Source organism: Pantoea sp., assembly GCF_028283705.1.
In the GTDB taxonomy this organism is placed as follows: Bacteria; Pseudomonadota; Gammaproteobacteria; order Enterobacterales; family Enterobacteriaceae; genus Pantoea.
The window spans coordinates 685,660-709,524 of sequence record NZ_JAPWKD010000011.1 but is presented as its reverse complement, the minus strand read 5'-3'; the positions used below and the strand labels follow the sequence as shown (position 1 = coordinate 709,524).

22 protein-coding genes and 1 pseudogene are annotated in these 23,865 nt (G+C 54.0%); 16 read left to right on the top strand and 7 right to left on the bottom strand.

The window, feature by feature from the left end; translation table 11 throughout:
- Positions 1 to 12 precede the first annotated feature (12 nt).
- The 3 genes and pseudogenes from PW844_RS10240 to PW844_RS29425 all read left to right on the top strand — a co-directional run.
- Positions 13 to 1,542: an ABC transporter ATP-binding protein gene (locus PW844_RS10240; protein WP_299450956.1), complete on the top strand. Its 1,530-nt coding sequence runs from the start codon at positions 13 to 15 to the stop codon at positions 1,540 to 1,542.
- Positions 1,539 to 2,015: a hypothetical protein gene (locus tag PW844_RS10235; RefSeq protein ID WP_299450953.1), complete on the top strand. Its 477-nt coding sequence runs from the start codon at positions 1,539 to 1,541 to the stop codon at positions 2,013 to 2,015. Before PW844_RS10240 ends, PW844_RS10235 begins: the two co-directional genes overlap by 4 nt.
- Positions 1,958 to 2,248: pseudogene (locus tag PW844_RS29425) on the top strand (hypothetical protein); the annotation flags it as partial. The gene PW844_RS10235 and the pseudogene PW844_RS29425, both read left to right, overlap by 58 nt.
- 22 nt (positions 2,249 to 2,270) lie before the next feature.
- On the opposite strand, the gene PW844_RS10230 reads toward PW844_RS29425, so the two are convergent.
- Together PW844_RS10230 and PW844_RS10225 are read right to left on the bottom strand one after the other, a co-directional pair.
- Positions 2,271 to 3,155 carry an ABC transporter substrate-binding protein gene (locus PW844_RS10230; RefSeq protein WP_299450950.1) on the bottom strand — a complete coding sequence of 295 codons (885 nt, stop codon included), beginning with the start codon at positions 3,153 to 3,155 and terminating at the stop codon, positions 2,271 to 2,273.
- Positions 3,156 to 3,168: 13 nt separating this feature from the next.
- Complete coding sequence (locus PW844_RS10225) at positions 3,169 to 5,295, bottom strand: TonB-dependent siderophore receptor (RefSeq protein ID WP_299450947.1); 2,127 nt, start codon at positions 5,293 to 5,295, stop codon at positions 3,169 to 3,171.
- A gap of 175 nt (positions 5,296 to 5,470) precedes the next feature.
- Here PW844_RS10225 and PW844_RS10220 point away from each other — a divergent pair, with 175 nt between their 5' ends.
- From PW844_RS10220 to PW844_RS10195, 6 genes are all read left to right on the top strand, one after another.
- Positions 5,471 to 6,541, top strand: coding sequence for an ABC transporter substrate-binding protein (locus tag PW844_RS10220; RefSeq protein WP_299450946.1), 1,071 nt, complete (start codon positions 5,471 to 5,473; stop codon positions 6,539 to 6,541).
- Positions 6,510 to 7,223: a substrate-binding domain-containing protein gene (locus tag PW844_RS10215; RefSeq protein ID WP_299450944.1), complete on the top strand. Its 714-nt coding sequence runs from the start codon at positions 6,510 to 6,512 to the stop codon at positions 7,221 to 7,223. Before PW844_RS10220 ends, PW844_RS10215 begins: the two co-directional genes overlap by 32 nt.
- 355 nt (positions 7,224 to 7,578) lie before the next feature.
- Positions 7,579 to 9,678, top strand: a complete 2,100-nt coding sequence (locus PW844_RS10210; protein ID WP_299450941.1) for an FUSC family protein — start codon at positions 7,579 to 7,581, stop codon at positions 9,676 to 9,678.
- Between the two features lie 110 nt (positions 9,679 to 9,788).
- A complete protein-coding gene (locus tag PW844_RS10205; protein ID WP_299450939.1) occupies positions 9,789 to 10,289 on the top strand; it encodes a hypothetical protein in 501 nt (166 codons plus the stop codon).
- A 242-nt stretch (positions 10,290 to 10,531) separates the two neighbouring features.
- The gene (locus PW844_RS10200) at positions 10,532 to 11,587 is read left to right on the top strand and encodes a hypothetical protein (RefSeq protein WP_299450936.1); all 1,056 of its coding nucleotides are present in this window, start codon (positions 10,532 to 10,534) and stop codon (positions 11,585 to 11,587) included.
- Between the two features lie 87 nt (positions 11,588 to 11,674).
- A complete protein-coding gene (locus PW844_RS10195) occupies positions 11,675 to 13,009 on the top strand; it encodes a hypothetical protein (RefSeq protein WP_299450934.1) in 1,335 nt (444 codons plus the stop codon).
- A 9-nt stretch (positions 13,010 to 13,018) separates the two neighbouring features.
- Here PW844_RS10195 and PW844_RS10190 read toward each other — a convergent pair whose 3' ends face one another.
- The gene (locus tag PW844_RS10190; protein ID WP_299450933.1) at positions 13,019 to 13,900 is read right to left on the bottom strand and encodes a LysR family transcriptional regulator; all 882 of its coding nucleotides are present in this window, start codon (positions 13,898 to 13,900) and stop codon (positions 13,019 to 13,021) included.
- A 97-nt stretch (positions 13,901 to 13,997) separates the two neighbouring features.
- On the opposite strand from PW844_RS10190, the gene PW844_RS10185 reads away from it, so the two are divergent.
- Positions 13,998 to 14,513, top strand: a complete 516-nt coding sequence (locus tag PW844_RS10185) for a GNAT family N-acetyltransferase (RefSeq protein ID WP_299451139.1) — start codon at positions 13,998 to 14,000, stop codon at positions 14,511 to 14,513.
- Here the strand turns inward: PW844_RS10185 and PW844_RS10180 are convergent.
- Positions 14,484 to 15,386: a LysR family transcriptional regulator gene (locus PW844_RS10180; protein WP_299450930.1), complete on the bottom strand. Its 903-nt coding sequence runs from the start codon at positions 15,384 to 15,386 to the stop codon at positions 14,484 to 14,486. The two genes, PW844_RS10185 and PW844_RS10180, sit on opposite strands and share 30 nt — an antisense overlap.
- 99 nt (positions 15,387 to 15,485) lie before the next feature.
- Here PW844_RS10180 and PW844_RS10175 point away from each other — a divergent pair, with 99 nt between their 5' ends.
- The gene (locus tag PW844_RS10175; RefSeq protein WP_299450928.1) at positions 15,486 to 15,992 is read left to right on the top strand and encodes a phenolic acid decarboxylase; all 507 of its coding nucleotides are present in this window, start codon (positions 15,486 to 15,488) and stop codon (positions 15,990 to 15,992) included.
- Here the strand turns inward: PW844_RS10175 and PW844_RS10170 are convergent.
- Positions 15,989 to 16,633: a TenA family protein gene (locus PW844_RS10170; protein ID WP_299450925.1), complete on the bottom strand. Its 645-nt coding sequence runs from the start codon at positions 16,631 to 16,633 to the stop codon at positions 15,989 to 15,991. The genes PW844_RS10175 and PW844_RS10170 overlap by 4 nt on opposite strands.
- Positions 16,630 to 17,475, bottom strand: coding sequence for a BtpA/SgcQ family protein (locus PW844_RS10165; RefSeq protein WP_299450923.1), 846 nt, complete (start codon positions 17,473 to 17,475; stop codon positions 16,630 to 16,632). Before PW844_RS10165 ends, PW844_RS10170 begins: the two co-directional genes overlap by 4 nt.
- Before the next feature lie 24 nt (positions 17,476 to 17,499).
- On the opposite strand from PW844_RS10165, the gene PW844_RS10160 reads away from it, so the two are divergent.
- The gene (locus tag PW844_RS10160; RefSeq protein WP_299450921.1) at positions 17,500 to 18,369 is read left to right on the top strand and encodes a PfkB family carbohydrate kinase; all 870 of its coding nucleotides are present in this window, start codon (positions 17,500 to 17,502) and stop codon (positions 18,367 to 18,369) included.
- Positions 18,370 to 18,384: 15 nt separating this feature from the next.
- Here the strand turns inward: PW844_RS10160 and PW844_RS10155 are convergent, their stop codons facing one another.
- Positions 18,385 to 19,332, bottom strand: coding sequence for a substrate-binding domain-containing protein (locus PW844_RS10155; RefSeq protein WP_299450920.1), 948 nt, complete (start codon positions 19,330 to 19,332; stop codon positions 18,385 to 18,387).
- Between the two features lie 305 nt (positions 19,333 to 19,637).
- Here PW844_RS10155 and PW844_RS10150 point away from each other — a divergent pair, with 305 nt between their 5' ends.
- From PW844_RS10150 to PW844_RS10135, 4 genes are all read left to right on the top strand, one after another.
- Entirely contained in the window at positions 19,638 to 20,660 is a 1,023-nt protein-coding gene (locus PW844_RS10150) for a LacI family DNA-binding transcriptional regulator (RefSeq protein ID WP_299450918.1), read from the top strand.
- 353 nt (positions 20,661 to 21,013) lie between these two features.
- Positions 21,014 to 21,760 carry an ATP-binding cassette domain-containing protein gene (locus PW844_RS10145; protein WP_299451136.1) on the top strand — a complete coding sequence of 249 codons (747 nt, stop codon included), beginning with the start codon at positions 21,014 to 21,016 and terminating at the stop codon, positions 21,758 to 21,760.
- 10 nt (positions 21,761 to 21,770) lie between these two features.
- A complete protein-coding gene (locus PW844_RS10140) occupies positions 21,771 to 22,781 on the top strand; it encodes an ABC transporter permease (RefSeq protein ID WP_299450917.1) in 1,011 nt (336 codons plus the stop codon).
- Between the two features lie 3 nt (positions 22,782 to 22,784).
- Positions 22,785 to 23,864 carry a phosphotriesterase gene (locus PW844_RS10135; RefSeq protein ID WP_299450914.1) on the top strand — a complete coding sequence of 360 codons (1,080 nt, stop codon included), beginning with the start codon at positions 22,785 to 22,787 and terminating at the stop codon, positions 23,862 to 23,864.
- Position 23,865 lies beyond the last annotated feature (1 nt).

Sequence of the window (23,865 nt, the reverse complement as noted above, 5' to 3'; positions counted from 1 at the left end):
TACGGAGCCTTCATGCCCGATGCCCTGCGGCTCGAGGGAATACGCAAGACCTTCGACGGCTTCGTCGCGCTCGACGGCGCGCACTTCTCCCTGCGCTGGGGCGAGGTGCATGCCCTGCTCGGCGAGAACGGCGCGGGCAAGTCGTCGCTCATGAACATCGCCGCCGGCCTCTACGCACCCGAGGCCGGCACGATGCTGGTCGACGACAACCCGGTCCGCTTCGCCGGCCCGAGCGATGCCGCGCGCGAACACATCGGCATGGTGCACCAGCACTTCAAGCTGGTGGCGCCGTTCACCGCGGCCGAGAACATCCTGCTCGGCCTGCCGGCGCAGGGCGGTTCGCACGGCAAGCGCCTGCGGGCCCTGCGCGAGCAGATCCGGGCGCAGGCCAAGGCGCTCGGCTTCGAGATCGACCCCGACCGCCGCGTGGCGCAGCTATCGGTGGCCGAGCAGCAGCGCGTGGAAATCCTCAAGGTGCTGCTGGCGGGCGCGCGCATCCTGATCCTCGACGAACCCACGGCGGTGCTCACCGACGCCGAGGCGGGCCGCCTGCTCGGCACCGTGCGGTCGCTGGCGCGCCAGGGCGCGGCGGTGGTGCTCGTCACCCACAAGATCGCCGACGTGAAACGCTATGCCGATCGCGTCACCGTCATGCGCGGCGGCCGCACGGTGGCCACCGTCGACCCCGGTGCCGCCAGCGAGGCCGAGCTGGTGCGGCTCGCGGTGGGCGAAGCGCCGCCGCCCGTGCAGCGCCAGCGCCCGGAGTCGGGCGCCGAGCAGCTCGTGCTGCGCGGCGTGCGCACCGCGAGCGAAGGCGGCCAGCCGGCGCTCGACGGCGTGGACTTGACGGTGCGGGCCGGCGAAATCTACGGCCTGGCCGGCGTCGGCGGCAACGGGCAGGGTGAACTGGCTTCCGCCATCATGGGTTTGCTGCCCATCCAGGAAGGCGACATCGAACTGGCGGGAGCCGGCAGCCTGCTCGCGCTCGACGCCGAGGCGCGGCGCTCGCTCGGCATCGCCGCCATCCCCGCCGACCGCTACCGCCTGGCGCTGGCCGGGGGGCTGTCGGTGGCCGAGAACTTCGGCGTGGGGCAGGTCAACGCCGGCCGCTACGGCAGCGCCTGGCGGCTCGACCGCGCCGGCCTGGAGGCCGACGCCATGGCGGCGGTGCGCGATTTCGACGTGCACGGCGTGCGCTCGCCCCGGCAGAAGGCGGCCCTGCTGTCGGGCGGCAACGCGCAGAAACTGGTGATCGCGCGCGAGTTCAGCCGCCCCGTGAAGCTGGTGCTGGCGCACAGCCCCAGCCGGGGCCTGGACATGCGCGCCAGCAGCCAGGTGCACGAACGCCTGTGCGCGGCGCGCGATGCCGGCGCGGCGGTGCTGCTCATCAGCGAAGACCTCGACGAGGTCATGAAGCTGGCCGACCGCATAGGCGTGATGGCGCGCGGGCGCATCGTGGCCGAATTCGATACGCCGGCCGACCGCCAGGCCGTGGGCCAGGCCATGGTGGCGACGGCGCAAGCCGAGGCCGAATCCGCATGACCGAACCGATTTCCATGACAGACCTTTCCGTTTCCAAGGGCGCCAAGCCCCGCCGCACGCCGCGGCTGGCGCGCCGCGACACGCTCGAGGTGCGCCCGCAGGTCGGCGTGCGGCGGCAGGCGGCGATCCTGGCCGTGTCGGTGGCGGTGGGCTTGCTGATTTGCGCGGGCATCCTCATGGCCGCCGGCGTCGATGCCGGCGGCCTGCTCGACGAGTTCATCCTCGAAACCCTGTTCGACGGCCAGAACCTGCGCGCCGTGCTGTTCCAGGCCGCGCCCCTGATGATGATCGGGCTGGCGGCCTCGTTGGCTTTCCGCCCGCTTCTGAACCTCGGCCTGGAAGGGCAGATGATCTTCGGCGCGATCGCCGCCACGGCCCTGACGACGTCGGCCCGCCCGGCCTGCGCCTGTGGCTCATGGTGCTGGCCGCGCTGGCCGGCGGGCTGCTGTGGGCGGTGCCGCCCCTGTTCCTGAAACTGAAGATATCCATCAACGAGATCATTTCCAGCCTGATGCTGAACTACGTGGCCGGCGACTTCCTGCTGCACCTGGTCTACGGTTCCTGGAAAGACCCGAAGGACGCCTTTCCCCATTCGCCCAAGTTCCCCGATTTCGTCCACCTGCCCGACATCGTCTCGGGGTTCAGCAGCGCCATCGTGTTCGCGGCGGCGGCGGCGGTGGCGGCCTGGTGGCTGGTGGAACGCAGCCGGGTCGGGCTGTACCTGCGCTTCATCTATGCCAGCGAGAGCGTGGCCACGGCCGTGGGCGCGCTATGCGGCGGCTGCTGGCCGGCACGGTGCTGCTGTCGGGCGCGCTGGGAGGCCTGGCGGGCTTCAATGCGGTGGGCCAGGAGTAATCAGAATCCGCCAGATTGCCCGCACCAGCACCTATGATAATCACGTCCGGGTTCCAGCGAATAACATCCTCCGGAGAAATAGGCTTCATATTGCCATCAATCCCCGCCGCCACATTGCGCCCACCAGCAAGGTTGATCCAGGTATCAATCAGCGTGTTGCGGCCATCCACTTTCAATGGATGGAGCGACTGAATATGCAGCACAGTCGGGCGCTGGCTGTTGGTCAATCCCAGAGTTTTCGCCTGAATGCTGGCGATTTGCTGATCCAGATACTGGTTATAGGCCACAGCTCGTGCCTGCGCCTCAGGCGTGCCAATCACCGCTGCCGTAGTGGTGAGAGAACGCTTCATCGAGCCAAAGTCATCAAACTGCATTTCCAGCACCGGAATGCCCGCCAGGCGGTAGGACTGGGCATCCGGATCATTGGCCGGGACAAAGACCGCATCCACATGGCGCGCCACCAGCGCTTCACTGGCGAAGGTTTTACCATGCGCCTGTAAAGCCTGGTTCAGTGACGGCTGAACCTTAAACATCCACGGCCGATCTGCCGGATGGTTTACCGTCGCGACAATGCGGTCACCCGCCCCCAGCGTCATCAGCAACGAATGATGGGCAAACCAGGCATCCGCAACATGGTTAACCGGATGGGTGATTTCCACCCGGTTACCACGATCGTCAGTCACGGTTTGCGCCAGGCCAGTGGCGCTGGCCAGCAATAACGGCAGCGCCAGCGCTAACCGGCAAATCGGTTTCAACATCGGTGTATTCCCGTCAGAAGTTAAGCTGCATGGATACCTGAACCATACGCGGCTCGCCCAGCTGGGCGCTGGCGTAACCCGAACCGCTGTAACCATTGAGTCCACCTGGTACGATATTGGTCCAGTAGTGGCGATTCGTCAGGTTGGTCACATCCAGGCGGAAGGTGGTGGCGGTATTGAACAGTTGGGTTTTCCATGCTGTTCCTGCATCCAGCGTGGTATAACCGCTCACCCAGCCATTGTTCTGGTTATCGGTGCTGCGCCGACCCACATAATGCAGGCCGCCGTGGATATCCGTGCCACTCAGCATCGGCAGGTCATAGGCAGCAAACAGGCTGGCGACGTAGCGCGACAAACCAACGATTTGCTTATCCTCGGTCTGTTTGCTGGCGGTTTTTAACAAACGCGGGTCCAGCCACGTCATGCCACCGTAAATATGTAAGCGATCAGTGACATCGCCATCAGCCATCAACTCAATACCCCGGTTACGCTGTTCGCCATCGATGGCATAGTCGCCACTGGCATTGGTATAGGCGTAAGGACGCTTGATCTGAAACACCGCGGCGGTGAGGAGAAGTTTGTTGTTAATCGCCAGTTTGCTGCCCATCTCCACCTGACGGCTGCGGTAGGGCGCGAGGATGTTCCCGGCGTTATTCGATCCGGTTGGTGCGGTATCCCCCTGTTGCAGGCTATCCGCGTAACTGACATACAGCGTCAGCGGGTCAACCGGCTTGTACATCAAACTGGCAGAACCGCTAAAGCCACTGTTTGACGATTCGCTGGTACGGCTGCCTGCTTTGTTGTAGTTGGACGAACTGAGCAAACTTTCGCTTCCTGCCAGCAACAGGCTCCATTGCGGTGAAAACGACAGGTTATCGCTCAACAGGAAGGCGTGTTGCGTGGCAGTGGCCGAATGGTAGCGGTCGGTGAAATCCGGGTAATCAGGTTCAGCAAAAGCCTGCGGATTATCCAGCGAGGCACTGCCCAGCGTTGAAGTCCCCCCTGCTATCGGATTCATATTTTTCCAGACAAAACCGCGCAGGCCGGTGGAAATCTGGTGATGAATCCAGCCGGTATCCACTTCACCATTCAGATTCGCCATGTAGCTGTTGATGGTAAAACGACTGGCGGTGGCCGAGGACGTGGTGGTGGTGTAATGGCCTTTATTGTCGGTAAAGGTATTAGTGACTGCCGTTGACTCACGATCGGCGATTTGTCGTAACACCCCCACTTCGCCCTGCCAGTTGCCGTCAAAATCGTGCTTCAGATGGACGCCCGCCGTCAGCGTATGGTTGTTATCACCGGCATAGGACTGGCCCAGATGCGCAGTTTTCGGATCAGGCGCGGCGGGGAATGTCAGGCCACTGCCCAGCGCAAATTTACCCGGCAAGCCTTTGTCATAGAAATGGTAATAGCTAAAGTTGGTCTCCAGCACCGTCTTATCGGTAAGGTTAGCATCCAGCGCCAGACTCACTAACTGACGACGTTTCTTACTGCCTTTTACGTAACCATTACCTTCATCATCCAGCATATTCAGGCGGTAGCGCAGCCGGTCGTTATCATCCAGCGGACCGCTAAAATCACCAGACAGCAGATGGCTGAGCCCGGTTCCACCCCCGACCGTAATGCTATGCTGCGGTGTATCGGTTGGACGCTTGCTGACAAAATTGAATAAGCCAGCCGGGTTGGCGGGGCCATAAAGCGAACCAGCCAGACCATTCAGCACTTCCAGATGATCAAACTGCTCTGCGGCGTAATCGGTGGTTGAGACCACATTCAACCCATCGATCATACTGTTTTGTACCACGCTGCCCTGCATACCCCGCGTCTGTGGACGCGCGCCATCCCCCTGTACCGAAGGCATATAGCGATAGATATCGGTGATGCTTTTCAGTTGCTGCCGCTTCATCAATTGCGGAGAAACTGTCTCAACCGACCACGGGGTATTACGTATTTCCTGGCTGCCTAAATTACCCAAGGTGGCTTTTTTATCGACAGATGAAGGGGTTTGACTGGGTGCTGCGGTGACGGTTAGAGCAGGTTGCTCTGTGGTGTTTTCTGCCGCATTGGCATTAATCGCTATCAGTACGCTTAAGCTAATTAAACTGATAACCGGTGTGTTACGCGAATTAATTTTCATTTCCTGGCCATTGCTTTACTGAATAAAAAAGATTGATTTATGGTATTGTTTTGTAAGGTTATTATTATCGCTATGTAAATTATTATATATCGTTAATTTTTAAAAGAGCAATCGTATATTTAGTCATGGCACATATCGCTATATAATCCTGTGCATATCGATATCAGGAGCCATTATGAACCGCCCTTTTTCCCGCTTTGCCTTAGCCAGCGTTTTACTGCTTACCTCACTGCACAGCTTTGCCAGCCGGGTGGTCACCGATCAGATCGGTCGCCAGGTCACCATTCCCGACAAAGTGGACCGTGTCGTGGTGCTGCAACATCAAACCCTGAATTTGCTGGTGCAACTGAACGCCACCGACAAAATCGTCGGCATCCTGGCAAACTGGAAGCAGCAATTGGGTGACGGCTACGCCACGCTGGTGCCGGAGCTCAATCACAAAGCGATGCTTGGCGATCTTACTCATGTGGATGTGGAAAGCCTGGTGGTACTCCATCCGCAGGTGGTGTTTGTGACCAACTATGCGCCGAAAGAGATGATCGATAAGATTTCCGCCCTCGGCATTCCGGTGATCGCGATCTCTTTGCGGCATGACGACGCTGGTCAGCAGGGCAAAATCAATCCCTCCATGCAGGATGAAGAACAGGCCTATAATCTGGGTATTAAGGAAGGCATCACGCTTATTGGTGAGGTGGTGAATAAGCAGCAACAGGCGCAAGCGCTGATTAATGCTGCCTTTGCAGGTCGCCAGCTGGTGGCCGATCATTTGCGGTCTGTTCCCGAGCAGCAGCGCGTGCGCGCCTATATGGCAAACCCGGACCTCACCACTTACGGTTCCGGTAAATATACCGGGTTGATGATGGCCCATGCAGGGGCACTCAATGTAGCGGCTTCCACCATTCAGGGTTTTAAACAGGTCAGTATGGAGCAGGTTATTGCCTGGAATCCGCAGGTGATTTTTGTTCAGGATCGTTACCCACAGGTGGTGGATGAAATCATCCATAACCCACAATGGCAGACCATTGATGCGGTGAAAAATCATCGCGTATGGTTGATGCCGGAATATGCCAAAGCCTGGGGCTATCCGATGCCCGAAGCCATTGGGCTGGGAGAACTGTGGATGGCGAAGAAGCTCTATCCGGAAAAATTCCGCGATATTGATATGCAGAAACAGGCTGACCAATGGTATCAACAATTTTACCGGACGCATTATCATGACAACGCTGCACATCCTGGCAGCCGGTAGCCTGAAACCGGTATGGCCAGCCTTAATGGCAGAGTTTGGGTTGAATGTCGAGACGGATTTTGGCCCGGCAGGCCTGCTGCGCGAGCGGATTGTGGCGGGAGTTCGCTGTGATTTGTTTGCCTCAGCGAATCTCGCCCACGCTGAAGATTTATTCCAGCGTGGGCTGGCGTTGAAAACTGGCCGCTTTGCGGCCAATGTGCTTTGCCTGACAGTGAAACGTGACCGCGTCACCGAACAGGATAACTGGCTTTCGTTACTGGCACGCCCCGATCTGACGCTCGCCACCTCGACACCGCACAGTGATCCCTCCGGTGACTATACCTGGCAACTGTTCGCCAACATTGAACAACATCATTCTGGATTAGGTCAGCAGATTCAGGCTAAAGCCCGCTGCCTGGTCGGCGGAACAGACAGCCTGACCGTCCCGCCGGGTGAGCTTGCCGCCAGCTGGCTTTTGACCCGGAATCACGCCGATATGTTTATTGGCTATGCCAGTTACGCCCCTCGCCTGACATCCTTTCCGGCACTCCAGGTATTGAGTATCCCGGCACCCTATAACGTTCGGGCTGAATATGCCTGGGCGCTGTGCCAGCCACAGGCATTGGTGCTGGCCGATTTCCTGCAGTCCGCGGCAGCGCAGCAGATTCTCAGGCAATACGGATTTTTAGCGGTAATGGATTGATCTCGCGCAGGGAATCACGTCAGTCAGCGCGAAATTATTTTATGGTGGCAACACGAAAATTGTGGGAATTGGCAAAAACATGATCCAGATCACATTTAACATATTGATGGCAGAGTCGGGATAAAACCCGGAAAACAGCAAAACCTGAACAAAATAACGCCACATTGGCATTCCTCCCGGCGATTCCTTCCCTTTTCCGCATAAGAAATATTTAATAATTAATCGCGAATTGATCACAGAGTAAGAACATCATTTTTGATTGCGAAACAATTTGTCATATTTAACGGGGTGAGTGGTTTTTTAATTCTGGCAGGATACGCCGCACTTAGCGCCTCCTCCTGGTCTTATTACTGTCATGCCGTGGTTTTCAAAAAACGCCGTTTTTTTTGCTGTTAAAACCTGTCTGGCCGCCTTTCTGGCATTATATTTCGCACTTGAACTGAACCTGGATAAACCTGCCTGGGCATTGACCACGGTATTTGTTTCCTCACAGCTTTATTCAGCCTCCACCATCTCCAAATCGGTGTTCCGCCTGATGGGCACCTTGTTGGGTGGCGTGTTTATCTTTTTTATCTTTCCGCTGACAGTGGAACATCCGCTGCTGTTTAGCCTGTGCGTATCGCTCTGGGTCAGCGTCTGTTTGTACCTGTCGCTGCACGATCGCACGCCGAAAAGTTATGTCTTTATGCTGGCCGGTTACAGCGCGGCGATCATGGGGTTCCCGGAAGTCACCACCCCACTGGCGATCACCAATACGGTGTTATCTCGCATTGAAGAGATCACCTTAGGCATCGTGTGCAGCAGCCTGGTACATGGCCTGTTGTTTCCGGTCTCCATGCGCAGCCTGCTGGAGCAGAGTGTCAGCCAGTGGTACCTCAATGGACGCAAGCTATGTAGCGACCTGCTTTCCGGCATCCCGACGGATAAATCCCCTGAGCGTGATGACATTCTGATCCGCATGGCGACCAATCCGCAGCAGGTAGAAATTCTTATCACCCACTGCGTGTACGAGGGGGATGCGGCGCGTCGATTGATTCGTCTGGTCAGTGTGCAGTACCAGCATCTGTCTTATCTGATCCCCACGCTTATCGCGATTGAAATTCGCCTGCAAAAATTGTCAGCGTTGCAAATCACCTTCCCGGAAAATGTGGCACAAACCTTCCGCCAGTTCCTGCTGTGGTTACATGACGGTGAGGCGGTGGGTGAAACCAGCGATATTCAGCAGGCTTTGGCAACCTGTCAGAAGGAACTTAACGAAACCTGGCGTCTGGGCGAGTTGCCTACTGAATCCCACCTATTACTGATCGGTGTACTGGAGCGTCTGACGGACTTTGTGCGTATCGCCGGAGCCTATCAGAGCGTAGGTGGGCTGGTGAGCGATCTTTCAGGTGATACCACGCTGGCGCGCGGCAAACGTACCCACCGCTTTTTTGACAAGGGGCTTATCCGCCTATCCGCCCTCACCGCCTTTTGTGCCACCTTCGGCTCCTGTCTGCTTTGGATGGCGACGGGCTGGCGTGATGGTGCATCCGCTCCGGTGATGGCAGCCATTCTGAGTTCGTTTTTCGCCAGTCTGGATACACCTCTCACCTCCATGAAGCTATTTATTCGTGGTGTTATCGTCGCCATCTTTATCAGCGTGATTTACGTGGCTATCCTGCTGCCGCAGGCGACATCGTTTGAGGCGCTGATGATTTGCCTGGCTCCGGGCCTGATCCTGCTCGGACTGATGATTGCCCGCCCCACTACCAATATGATTGGTCTGAGTGTCGCGATTCAGATTCCTGGTTTTATTGGCCTGGGCCATCATCTGCGCCCTGACCTTGTGGCACTCACCAATACCGCCATTTCCTCGATGACTGGCGTGTTATTTGCCGTCATCCTTACCGCTATCCTGCGCAATAAAAAGCCGTCCTGGACTGCACGCCGCGCGGTACGCATTGGTCTGCGCGAACTGCTGCGTTTTATCAAAGAAACGGAACGCAACGGTTCATCGTTACTGGGACGTCAGCGTTTTATCGGCCTGATGCTGGATAAGCTGAATGTGGTGCTGCCGCGCCTGCGCCTCGATCCACAACCTGATATGACCTCGGCGGGTATGTTGCTGAATGAGGTATGGCTGGGGGTCAACAGCTTTGACTACTACGCACGACATAAAGATTTGCTGGCGAAATATCATCTCGACAGCGGACAGATGTTTCACGAGCTGGGTTTGTTTCTGAAGCGACGTCTGAAATCATTGCAAACCACACCCCACCCGGATCTGCTGGATGAGATCGATACATTGCTGCTGATGCTGGAGCGTCTGGCGATGTGGGACGAGAGTCTGCTGACCCCAATGTTCCATCTTGCCAGCGTGCGGCTTTATTTGTTTCCGCAGCAGGCATGGCCGGTGATGAATGCGCGCCAGGCAGAGTTGATGCAGCAAAAGATGTATCGCCTGCCGCCACGGTAATTCATCCGATCTCCTCAGAGCATTTTATTATCAGGGATGCTTCATATTCTCTGCATAGCACAGGCTTTGCGCTATGCATAGCATTGAGGTTCTATTCTCGGAGGTAAAAAATGATGCCAATTTCACCAACATCTCCTTCGGCAATCACCACGCCGTTGCCACCACAAGCGACATCGCCAGTCAGTACTTTCGTGAATAACTTGTGCAGTTTAGGGAATACGCTGATAGCGATGATCACTCAGCCGTTCTACGGCACTCCGCATGAAAGCAAAATTGATTTATTTGAGGAGTCAATCTATCCCCGATTCAGAGAAAATGCCGAGATAAGAAAACTGGCAAAAAAATGGGAAACAAAAGATATTCCTACTGTTAAGCTGATAGTAAAAAGCCTGCCTGATTATTATCGGGACGATAATTTCAGGATATCTGATCTTTCTTATGAAAATATTTACCTGCACCGTGCACAGCCATTAAAATATACTGACTTAAAATCAAGAAGAATTGCAAATAAAACAGAACCCTATTTTTATCCCGGCAATGGGATTTTTTTCTTAATTTCTCTTAAGAAGAAAGAATGTAACCCTACGCTAAGAGCGATTCTATTGAATTAGTCTGCCATCTTGCTGATGTTTTACGCTGCGGCGGTAAAATCATTGATGATCCTTATAGCTTTACATCAGCAGCAATTTTTATCAGATTACCTGAAAACGAATCAATTCCATTCGAATTGGCGAAAGATCTATAATCTGTCTAATATGATCATTAGATTATCATGGATACTTCATATTTTTTACATTGCGTGATTTTTCAGCAACACCCAGGATGAGCAATCCATTTTATTGAGTGAGAAACCATGAATATTCAACCCGTTGGAGAAACCGTTCTCCTGCCGACACAGCCAGCAGAGTCATCAACCGAAGGACTGGTCAATAATATTCAATATTTAGGCACTGCCAATGAAAGTCTCCTTAGCCAGCAATCATTTGTTGTTTCGCACCAGGTAAATACGGATTCCCCTCTGCGTAAAGATACCTATCACCCATCCAATCGCGTAGAGAAAATGGCAGATATTGCCAGGAAATGGGGGATACAGGATATAGATACCGTTGAAATCATTGCAAACCGTCTTAATTGTACGCTTAACGAACTGACTTATTTATCGCCAGAAAATATTTTTCTCCATCGCTCCACCTCTCAGCATAATACGGAGAGCAACTGCATAACAAAAAGTCAGAGTGTGGAACGGTCAAGATACTTCCCAAATGGTGGTGTCCCGATGCTGATTTCCTTAGAAAGAAGAGTGAGTAACCCCTATGCAAAAACCGGACATGTTGCTCAAATGTGCAAGCTTTCTGACGTTCTCCATTCCGGTAGCAAAATCACAAATAATCTCGTGGCCTACGACACGAGAGCCGTTGTGGTGGTAATTCCACCCGAGGTGTCCATTCCCACAGAAACATTGGCGGCCTATGAGAAATCACTTCAACTGCAATATGAAGCTAATATTACAACCCTGGCCAGTAAATGGGAGACACAAGATATTGAAAGTGTGAAAACAATTGCTTCAGCACTCAATATTGGCTCACACAATCTGGCTAACTTTTTGAATATTCCAGCAGAAAACATCCATCTCCGTCTCACTATGGATCAAGATCAGGTTGTTATTCATAACAATACACTAACAAATAATATTGAATCTACTCCCGACAAACAAAATAGTGGCGTTTCTTTCAAGGTTTCATTAGAAAACACCAAAGAATCCCGTAACGCTATTACCTGTAAACTTTCTAATATTTTACAAACTGGTGGGAAAATCACTCATGACAGAAGCTCCTATAGTGTATGGGATGTTGTTGAACTGCCAAAGGATATATCGATTCCATTTGAATCATCTGCCATACAAGAGTAATTTTTGCTAGCCTTCACTTGGTAGCGGCGTGATTTATCGCGCTGCTACATTTTATGCATAAATCAGAAATGTATAATGAGGGACAGAATGAATACTATATCTGCAACATCAACAAGGCCAGTTTTAAACACCCCCCTGAATGCAACAGAACAATCCACAAGTCAGATGAGCGAGCATCTGATTTCAATCAACAATGATTTAGCAAACCTTTCCTCATTGGAACATGAACTGCAACAGACTTTTTCTAAAGAAATCCTGATTCAAATTCTCAGGAGACTGCACCCGACAAGGCAGGTTGGGCATCCGTGGCAACATCTTTTGCCCGAACGCTATTCGCAGCTACTACAACACTCGGCAAAATTGACAAGCGTGGAAAATGCTCGCGCCTTGCTGGAGAAACTTCCCGATATTCAACAGGAATGGCAGCGTGATGCCATCAATGCGATCAGTGAAAACTTTATTATGAGAATAGATAATTTCAATACTTTCTGTTTCATTATCAATTTTCTCATCTCTGACAACACGTTAAATCAACACCACCTTGAACTTCTTGTCTCTCATCTTATGGGCACCGTGGGGAAGATTATTTCATCCGATATAATCTTTCAGGCCGATCGGGCATTCCTTACTGAAGACGCAGCCAATCCTGAAAATGACCTGACCTACGAAGAAAAAATCATCCATTCAGATTTAAAACTTCAGGATGCTCAAAACTTGCTTTTTTTTCACAAAGTGAGAAGAATTCACTGGGATATAAAGTATGCTAATATCAAAGACGAAAGCAACGCAGACAATGCGCTAAAAAACATTATGATAAAAACTTTTGATGTTGTAGCCAAAAGATACAATGAGAAAATAATCAAAATCGACCAGGATAGAAAACAACTTCTCAAGTTACATCGTGATGATGCAAAAGGATCGCAAGAAAAAATCAAGAAAAGTTTTGAAGCCATCAACCGAAAAATTAAGACTTTCAATGACAGCAGGCACCATCATATCAACCTGATTAATCGCCATGCCTTCGAAATACTCTCAGATTTTATCGCTGAGAATAGAATGCAAACTTCGAACGCTACGCTTGAGAAAATCCAGCTTAAACTCGCCAGAACTATCGGGGATCTACATAAGCAACAGCGGCACATTGCCTTATATGCTATGATTCAAAAAAAACAATGTAATATATTGGTCCTGGCTTATCTGGCAAACACGATTAATGATGCTTTTTATCAGCATCCTTATGACGCAATGCAATTATTCGCTGGCGAAATGGAAACGCAACATAAAAACAATCAGAATGTATCCCCGGTTATTAACGCGATTAAAGCCAATAATAAAAAAGAACCACAAAATATCTGGTGGAGAAATATGGCTTTGCTCTCACCGGGTTGCCAGAAGTTATTGCAGGAAGCTTTCATAGATTGATAACCTTTTTTACCGCCGCAGCTTATCCAGTACCGCCATCATCCCCCGGCTCACTACGCGATCATGGCGCATCACAATACCCAGACTACGCTGTAATACGGGATGTGGTACAGACACACTTAATCCTGCCCGATCTTCTTCCTGCACCAATGCCATCGCTGGCACCAGGCTATAGCCTAACCCGGCACGTACCATTCGTTTGATGGCTTCAACACTTCCCAGCTCCATCACCAGCGTGGGCTTCACACCCGCCTTGCGGAACCAGGCATCGATGACGGCCCGCGTGCCGCTACCTGACTCAAAAACGATCAATGGCAATGATGCCAGCGCCGCTGGCGTGGCCGGTACTGCAACGGTTTCCCTGCTTTCGCCTGACACAATTAACCTGAAATCCTCTTCATATAACTGACTGACATGCACACTTTGGCTGCTAACCGGCAACGTGACCAGGCCGATATCCACCTGATTCTCTTCTACCGCGCGTATAATGGCGGCGGTGTTGCCGGTCCTCACGTCCACTTTCAGCTGTGGATGCTGCTGGCGTAATTGTTGCAGCAACGGGGGTAATAAATGGATACAGGCGGTCGCACCTGTGCCAACTGTCACCGTACCGCTGATCTCATCAGCATGTTGGGTGACGGCGGCCCGTGCCGTGGCAATCACGCTGGCAATATGTTCACTGTGCTCCAGCAGCGCCTGCCCTGCTGCGGTGGCCCTGACCCCGCGCCCGGTGCGTTCAATCAGCCTTGTTTGCAGTGATTGCTCCAGCTGACGGATTTGCAGGCTGACAGCCGGTTGCGAAAGGCCCAGCGCATCTGCCGCGCCGGAAAAACTGCCCCGACTGATAACCAGGCGGAAGGTATCCAGATGATCGAGATTGAGACTGGCCATCTCTAAAAATTCCTTATAGCGTGGATAAGCGCGACGGGCTGCCACAGATTCAGGCAACAGGTTAGCCTGAATGCAGATAACAAACGAGAGTCGTACCATGGAAATTTTGCTGGCAGAAGAACAACATATCCCCGCTATCCAACAGATTTATGCGTACCATGTGTTATACGGTTGCGCGACCTTTGAAACCGAACCGCCTGATGAAGCCACCCTGCTGGCTCGCCTGCAAAAAATTAACGCCGCCGGGCTGCCGTGGTTTGTGGCAATCGAAGACGGTGTGGTGCTGGGCTATTGCTATCTATCGCGCTGGCGCGAACGGTTTGCCTATCGCTTTAGCCTCGAAGATTCGGTGTATATCGACCAGCGATATACCGGACGCGGTATCGGCAGAAAATTGCTGGCGCAGGCGTTGTTATGGGCCGAACAGCACGGATATCGTCAGATGATAGGTGTGGTAGGCAACAGCGAAAACGATGCCTCCATCGCCCTGCACCGTTCAGCCGGTTTTACCGTTACCGGCACGCTACGCTCGGTGGGATTCAAACACGGCCGCTGGCTGGATACGGTGATTATGCAGCGCGAATTAGGTCCCGGAGATCGTACCCTGCCCTGAACAATAGCGGGTAAACAGGTCTACCAATGCAATCACCTGGTCATCCAGCGGGATCAGTTCCTTTTTCACAATCAGATGCATCGGCGTACTGCGCCGACCACCGTGATTAAGCGGTAACGGTTGCAGCACCCCCTGCCGGAGTGCCTCATCGATGCGCTCCTGCGGTAACCAGCCGTATCCCACCTGGTGCATTACCGCTTCAACCGCCGTATCTACCGTCGAGAAAAACCATTGTTCTGATTGCCCCACCGAGGCATTCGGTGCCTGCGAGCGCGAAGTACCGATGCGGATTTGCGGATAGCGTGACAGGTCATATTCCGTCAGCGGCTGCGCTAAGCTCAGCAGCGGATGGTCGCGATGGATAACCGCTAGAAAATCAACATTCATCAGCCATTGCCCGCGTCCGGAGACGTCTTCGCGGCGCGTCATCACCATCACATCGGCATCAGGCACCGCCGGATGCAGCGGATCGTCATATTCCAGCACCTCGGTCAGTTGAATTTGCGTCGCCGGGTATTGTTGCTGGAACTGCTGCAACACGCGAAATAGCGTCTGGCGGGGAAAAATATTGTCAACCACCAGCTCCAGCTGGGTACGCACCCCGTCATGCAAGCTGGCCGCGCGCGACTCCAAAACATGGAAGGCATTCAGCAATGGACGCACCTGCGCCAGCAGGGTTTCCCCCTGCGGGGTCAGCAGCGCACGCCTGCCTTCAATACGCAGCAATGAAATCCCAAGGCGTTGCTGTAGCAGCGAGAGATTGTAGCTGACGGATGACTGGCTGCGATTCATAGCTTCCGCCGCCTGATTATATCCGCCCAATTCAACGACTTTATCCAGGATCGCCCATTGTTCCAGCGTAGTCTTAAACATGAATACATCCATTATTTAGATTAAAACTATCCAAAAATAGCGTTATTCATTCATTTTTTAAAGAGGTATCGTTAGTTCATCAACTGAAGGAGATGAAAAATGAGCACCTTTGATAAACAAGATTTGAGCGGTTTTGTTGGTAAACATCTGGTCTACACCTACGACAATGGCTGGAATTACGAGATCTACGTGAAAAATGCCACCACCCTCGACTACCGTATTCACAGTGGTCTGGTGGGAAATCGCTGGGTGAAAGATCAGCAGGCTTACATCGTGCGGGTCGCCGACGCGGTGTATAAAATTTCCTGGACCGAACCGACCGGCACCGACGTCAGCCTGATCGCCAACCTCGCTGACCTTGTCTTTCACGGCACCATTTTCTTCCCGCAGTGGGTGATGCTGAATCCGGAAAAAACCGTCTGCTTCCAGAATGATCATCTGAGTGAAATGGCGGCGTATCGTGAACAGGGACCCACTTATCCGACCACAGTGATTGATGAATTTGCCACCATTACCTTTGTGCGCGACTGCGGTCCCGATGATGAGAGCGTGATTGCCTGTGCGGCGAGCGAACTGCCCGCCGACTTCCCGGCTAATCTGCGTTAATCCAGCCAGGCTGCGCTGTGGAAATCGATTTCCCAGCACAACACCTCCGCATACAGCTTTGACAGCCGCTGCCGTTCGCTTTCCGGCAGCGTGGCTGTGCAGGCATCCAGTTCGGCTTTCAGCCAGCTCGCCTGTTGATAAAATGCCTCCTCGGCATGCAACTCCACCCAGCGGCGAACATCTGCATCGCTTTGGGTTTGCTGGACCACCCGCGCGCACCAGTGGTAGTACATCCATTCGGCACCAAACATGATGGTGATGATGTCGGCATAGCTGCCCTGCTGCGCCGTGTGCAACATGCCCTGATCGAAACGTTGTACCCCAGGCAGATCGCCCGGAACACTGGCCGGATCAATATTGCGCCGCGCATAAACCTCTTCAAACCAGGCAATCTGCGTATCAACCAGCGCATTCAATACCGTAATCAGCCAGCGCTGCTGGCGGATGCCGGGCGCTTTGCTGATGCCCAGCGCAAAGATGGCGATAGCGGTAGCAACAAAGTTGCCTTCAAACACCAGATACCGATTGAATACCGCCTCATCGAGCTGATCCTGTTCAATATCCAGCACGAAACGATGTTGCTGCATTTCCTGCCAGATAGCCTGATGTTCCTGTAACAGACGATCGGTGAATGACATCACTCCTCCTCCAGCACGGCTTTGGCTACATTCATAAAATGTTTCACGCGCGCCAGTTCCACTTCATTCCACCAGACACCATCACGTTTCAGCGCGCTGGCCACAATCACGCCCTGAGTGCGACCGAGAATTTCGCAGACGTTACCCGGCGTAACACCCGATCCCACCAGCAACGGCAACGAGGTGGCACTGCGGATTTCATCGATTTCGCTTAAGGTGGCGCTATCGCCGGTGCGCTGCCCGGTGGCAATCACTGCATCCGCTTCAAAGAACTCCACATCACGGGTGAGCTCAGGAATGGAACGATCGGCGACAATCGCATGGCTGCCGTGCTTCACATGGCTGTCGGCAAACACCCGAATATGCTCAGCGCGTAGCTGGCTGCGATAACGCAACGCTTTGGCCGCTGCCCCCTCAATCAAACCTTCATTCGCCACATAGGCATTGGCCCATTGATTGACCCGGATAAAATCCGCGCCACCGGCCAGCGCCGTTGCCAGTGCCGGGATCGCCGCATTCGCCAGCACGTTAATTCCCAGTGGTACACCAAAACGGCTGCGAATTTTTTCGGTGATCACCGCCATAAATGCGGCTGTCTCCGGGCCGATATCCTCCGGTTTCGAAAACGGAATATCGCCATGATTCTCAACAATCAAACCATGCACCCCGCCTGCCAGATAATTTTCCGCATCCCGCAGTGCGCGATCGATAATATCAGAAACAGGTGCGCCGTGATATTTTGGCGAGCCAGGAAAAGCATCGCAATGAATAACCCCTATCACTGCTTTTGAACGTGAAAATATTTCTTGAATTGCATCACTCTTTTCTGATGAGATAACTGCCATCTTAATCACCTTTTCGAGAAAACCATGCATATCTACGTATGCGGCAATATTACCGTTGATGAATTCTGGCAGGTTGATCATTTTCCTTCCGAGGGTGAATCCGCCCTGGGAAATAAAGTACATAGTGATGTGGGTGGCAAAGGTTCCAACCAGGCGATGGTATTATCCCGCTGTGGTATTGCCACCACATTAATTACTGCTACCGGCGCAGATTCACAGGGTGAATGGTTACGCCAGCGCGCCAGTGATGAAAGATTGACGCTGTTACCTTCTGCGGCCACCGTTACCTTTAGTGACAACTCGGTTATTTTCACCACGGCTGATGGCAACAATGCCATTATGACCAGCAATGCCGCCGCAAATAGTCTGACCCCGGAAAGCGTTAGCGCACATTTAACAGCGGCGCAACCGGGAGATATTTTTTTACAGCAGGGAAATCTCTCCCCGCAAACCACTCTGGCATTGTTCCAGCAGGCTAAATCCCGGGGTATGACCACGATATTTAACCCTTCCCCGGTGAATCCGGATTTTGCCCATTGCTGGCCCTGGGTAGACATCGCAGTCGTCAATCAGGGAGAAGCGGCCTTACTGCTCCCGATGCTGCCACCGCACGGTAGCCTGATCACCACCCTGGGCGCTGCCGGTGCGCAATTACAGCGTGACCAGCAGAGCTGGCAGGTCGCCGCCGTCAAAGCCGAGGTTATCGATACCACCGGCGCGGGTGATACCTTCCTTGCCGTGATGCTGGCCTCCAGCCTGCTGCGTCAGACCCTGCCGGACGCGCTGGCATTGCGTCATGCCACTGCGGCGGCAGCCATCACCGTCAGCCGCCGGGGGACCTGGGGCGCATTTCCCACCCGCTCAGAGTTACAGACCATTCTGGCCCGGCGTTAATGCCGGACCAGAGGTTTATTTGAACATGGCGCGATAGCTACCCACGTTCTCTTTGGTCACCACCGTCGCCGGTACCTGGATGTGTTTCTGCACCGTTTTACCGGCGCTGATGGCATTCAGGGCTTTGACGGCTTCTTCACCCATTTTTTCCGGGTCCTGTTGCAGTACCGCCACCACATAACCCTGATCGATACCGCTGATGGCGCGGGCAGTCAGGTCCCAGCCAAACACCTTGATATCCTTCTGACGTCCCTGGTTTTCCACCGCCGCAATCGCGCCGAGCAGTGCCGGTTCACCGGTGGCATAAATCGCGGTCATATCCGGGTTGCCGGTAATCAGGTTTTCCGCCGCCGTCATCGCGTCATCCTGGATGTTGCGGCCATCAACCACATCGGCCACGCTGATGTTTTTATTGCTTTTGATGGTGTCTTCAAAGCCTTTCTGGCGCTCATTCTGGATGGCAGAATTCAGCGCGCCAACAATACCGACACGCGCTTTGCCGCCCATACTTTTATCAACATAACCCAGGAAATATTTGCCGAGGATCTTACCGCCTTCAACGTTATCTACCCCCACCTGAGCCGCCTGTGGGCCAACGGGTAATACCGCATCGATAGCAATCACCGGAATATTTTTCGCTGCCGCTTCTTTAATTGCGGGCATGATGCCATTGACGTCAATGGCATCCACCATAATGCCTTTCACGCCCTGTTCAATATAGTTTTCAATCGCATCATTTTGTGAAACAGGATTATCGTTAGCGTTAAAGATAACGACATTTTTACCGCTGGCTTTTGCCGCTTCCTGCGCGCCTTTATTCATCTGATTAAAAAATAAGGCCTGCTGATTGATCTGCACCAAAGCATAATCAGCCGAAGCCGCCATAACGGAAGTAGTCATTATCGAAGAGAGAAGTACAACACAGGAAAGAACGCTTTTCTTGCTGGTGTTAAATAACATCATCGTTGCCCTCATCAAAAAGTGTCTGCACCCTGGTGGGTAAGTTTTTTTGCGGGACAAATATCTGTAACAGCAAACATAATGTCTGCTGCCTGCATTGGCGGCCTTTATTACTTTTCCGTCACGAACTCCGTTCGGTGGCTGGATGAAAAGCGCTAAAGGAAAAACGGCATCGGATAAACTGGGTATTAACATTCGCCGAACGCAATAAAATGTCAAGCGAATATTTTAAGTGCAGCCGCAGTAAAAAGTCTGTCGCTGGCAGGGAAAAATGTGTTAATGCTGTGGCCGATAAAAGGTGTGCACTCATGACAAAAAAACGCGTTTTACTTTCAGATGTGGCGCAACTGGCTGGGTTGTCAAAAGCAACCGTGTCGCGCTATCTCAATCATTCGCTGGTTCTGCCGCAGGATACCGTTACGCGTATCGAAAACGCGATCCGTCAGCTGGATTATCGCGGCAACTCGCTGGCTCGCCGCTTAAGCAAAGGCGGCAGCGAAACACTCGGCCTGGTGCTGCCCGATATTACTAACCCCTTCTTTGCCGAGCTGGCCGATGCCGCCGAAGAAGCCGCGTCACAGCGTGGCTACAGCCTGGTGTTATGCATCACCCGCAACAACCCGGACAAGGAATGCCAGTTTATTCGCTGGCTGGATACCTGCCAGGTGGATGGCCTGTTGTTCACCACCAACCGCCCGGATAATGGCCTGCTGCGCAAAGAGGTCCAGCGCCAACAGCGTATCGTCTTGCTGGATGAGGATATTCCCGGCAGCAACGTGCCGAAAGTTTTCGCCGATAACGTCCAGGGTGGCAAACTGGCGACGGAGCAGCTGATTGCCGCCGGGCATCGGCAGATTGCCTTTGTTGGCGGTCCCGATGCGTTGATGAGCGTGCGCGAACGTTACCAGGGTTTTTGCCAGGCGATGCAACAGGCCGGGCTGGCAGTGGTGCCGGAATGGGTGTTGTTTGGCAAATACGAGCGCAGTTTTGGCGCGCAGGCCCTGCACCATTTCTTTGCCAGCGTACCACGCCCGAGTGCGGTGTTCGCCGCCAGTGATTATCTGGTGCTCGGGTTACTGGATGGCCTGCGTGAACGCGGGTTGCGTGCGCCGGAGGCCCTGTCCCTGGTGGGATTCGATGATGCCAGCTATGCCGATTTCACCCAGCCGCGTATCTCCACCATTCGCCAGCCCGCACGGGATATGGGGCGTGCCGCCGTTGAACAGATGCTGAATCTGCTGCACGGCGATTTGCCGCTGCCGCAGGAAACCCGTTTACCGGTGGAATGGATTGCGCGCGACTCCATCAGTCCCCTGCACAACGTGCGCTAAATTAGCGCATCGTTGCACCCTGCTGGCTCATCACGCTTAAAATCTCCGCCACCAAGTAAACCGGTTTACCTGAGTGAAAAAAATATTTCACCAAAGTAAACATCAGGTTGCACAAGGTTGCATGAGGTGATTTTTTCACCTGGCACAGTCTCTGCTATCTTTCCAGTGGCGAACAAATATCTCTGCAAGACATGCGTTGGTCAGCGACACGTATTACGCGCATCGGGTAAACCGGTTTACAAGATGTAAACCCTTACCGCGTAAGGCGTCCGCTGATGCAACGTCTCCGTTTGAATCACAAGGGGAGTGTTGAGATGCAACAGCAGCAACGTGCCGCCCCGGCACGGGTTGAGATGATCAATATCACTAAAACCTACGGCTCGATTCGCTCGCTGCGCGGTGTGAATCTCGAGCTGGCACCCGGTGAAGTGCTGGGTCTGGTCGGTGACAACGGTGCCGGTAAATCCACGCTGACCAAGGTGCTGTCCGGTGCCGTAGTGCCTACCAGCGGAGCAATTCGTATTGATGGCGAGGAGCAGCGTTTCGCGAATCCCGCCGATGCCCGACGTTGCCATATCGAAATGGTTTATCAGGATCTGTCGCTGTGCGACACCGTGGATGTCGCGGGTAACCTGTTTATGGGCCGCGAACCGATGAAACACTGGCTGGGCGTGCCCTTTCTCGATCAACAAAAAATGCATGCCGATGCGCGTGAAATGCTAAAGGGATTGGGGATTTCCATTCCTGATACCCGCCTGCTGGTGCGTAATTTGTCAGGTGGGCAGCGTCAGGCGATCGCCATTGCCCGTGCGGCAGCGTTCGGTCCGAAAGTGCTGATTATGGATGAACCCACAGCGGCGCTGGCCGTGGCCGAGGTGGAAGCGGTGCTGGAGCTGATCAAACGCGTCAGCGCCCGTGGCGTTAGCGTGATCCTGATTACCCACCGTTTGCAGGATCTGTTTCTGGTATGCGATCGCATCATGGTGATGTACGAGGGCACCAACGTGGCGGACCGCCGGGTGGCCGACACCAGCCTGAGCGAAATCGTCAACCTGATTGTCGGCGAGAAGTTCAGCGCGCCGTCCGCCCACGCCCATTAAGGGAACGAGTATGAGTATGGTTAACCTCTCCGGTACACGCATGATCCAGCATTCGCTGCCCAGACGCCTGCTACATAACCATTCTGGCGTGGTCAGCATTGCGCTGTTTTTTGTCTTCTGCTGTGTGGTGTTTTCACTGATCACCAGCAACTTTCTCACCACGCCTAACTGGCTCAACATTATTCGCCAAAGCGCACCGCTGCTGATTGTGGCGACGGCGATGACGCTGGTGATCACCACCGGTGGCATTGATCTCTCGGTAGGATCGACGCTGGCGCTGGTAGGCGCGTTGTCCGCCATTGCCCTCAACAGCTGGGGCTGGCCCTGGTACTGCGTACTGATTGGCGGCCTGGCAATGGGCGCGTTAGTCGGCGCGATTAACGGTTTCTTTATCGCTTACGAGGGGATTCCGGCGTTTATCGTCACCCTCGCCACCCTGGCGGTGGTGCGGGGCGTGGCGCTGTTGATCACCCAGGGCTACTCGATCCCGGTCCCCGCCGATAGCCCGTTTACCTTTATGGGCCGCGCCTGGGTGATGGGTATCCCGATGCCCGCCCTGATCGGCATTGTGGCGCTGATTGTCGGACATGTGGTGCTTAACCATATGCGTTTTGGTCGCTATGTCACTGCCATCGGTGCCAACGCCGAAGGTGCCCGCCGTAGCGGTATCAATACCAAAGCGGTGGTGATGCGCGTTTACATTATCAGCGGCATGGCAGCCGCGCTGGCAGGCATGATCATCACCGCCCGTCTCGGCAGCGGTTCCTCTAATCAGGGCGAAGGGTTTGAGTTGCAGGTTATCGCTGCCGTGGTGCTCGGCAGCACCAGCCTGTTCGGCGGTTTTGGCACGGTGATCGGTACGTTATTGGGTGCGCTTTCCATCGCCATTATCCAGAACGGGTTGATTCTGTCGCATATTTCACCGTTCTACACGCAAATCGCCACCGGCGCGATCATCCTGCTCGCCATCTGGATCAACACACGCATTCTCAACCCGGCACGCGCCTCTGCCAAAGGATAGCTGATGAAAGGTTCACTTTTTCGTCATCCCGAACCGCTGCCGCTTGGCGTGCAAAGCGGTTATGTGATGACGGTCCTCGGCCCGCTGCCGCTGGACCAGATGGGTGTCACGCTGATGCATGAACACATTTTGCTGGATGCCTCAGGCAAATGGGTACCGCCCTGCTGTTGTAGCGAGCGCCATATCGCCGAGATGCCGGTACGCATCGAAAATCTCGGTGAATTGTCGCTCAATCCGCTGATGAGCCGTGATAACTGCCAGCTGTTTGACGTCGATGTGGCGATTGAAGAGTTGATGAAGTACCGCGCCCTCGGTGGGGAAACGGTGGTTGATCCCACCAATATCGGTATTGGCCGCGACCCTAAAGCATTGCAACGTATCGCCCGTCTCACCGGCCTGAACATCATCATGGGCACCGGTTTGTATCTGCAACCGTCGCACCCGGAGTGGGTAAAAACCACCAGCGTGGAACAGCTGACGGAAAAACTGATTTATGACCTCGGTGGACTGGCGGAAAAACCTGAGGTGCTGGCCGGGCTGATTGGCGAGATTGGCGTATCCAGTCGTTTCACCGCCGATGAAGAGAAGTCACTGCGGGCGGCGGGACGCGCCAGTGCGGCCACCGGGGTGCCGATTGAGGTTCATCTTCCTGGCTGGGAACGTCTTGGCCACAAGGTGCTGGATATTCTGGCCCAGGAAGGTGCTGATTTGCGGCATACCGTGTTGTGCCATATGAACCCCAGCCATGCGGATAAAAGTTATCAGCGAGAACTGGCCGATCGCGGTGCGTATCTCGAATACGACATGATCGGCATGAGCTACTACTACGCCGATGAACAGGCACAGTCCCCCTCCGATGAAGAGAATGCTAACGCGATTTGTGCACTGATCGATGACGGCTATCTCCAGCAGATTTTGCTGTCGCAGGACGTGTTCCTCAAAACCATGCTGACGCGTTACGGCGGCCACGGCTACGGCCACATCCTAAAAAATTTCGTACCGCGCCTGCGCCGCCACGGTGTCAGCGGTGAACAGTTAGAAACGTTGATGATCGCCAACCCACAGCGGGTATTTGGCGCGTAAT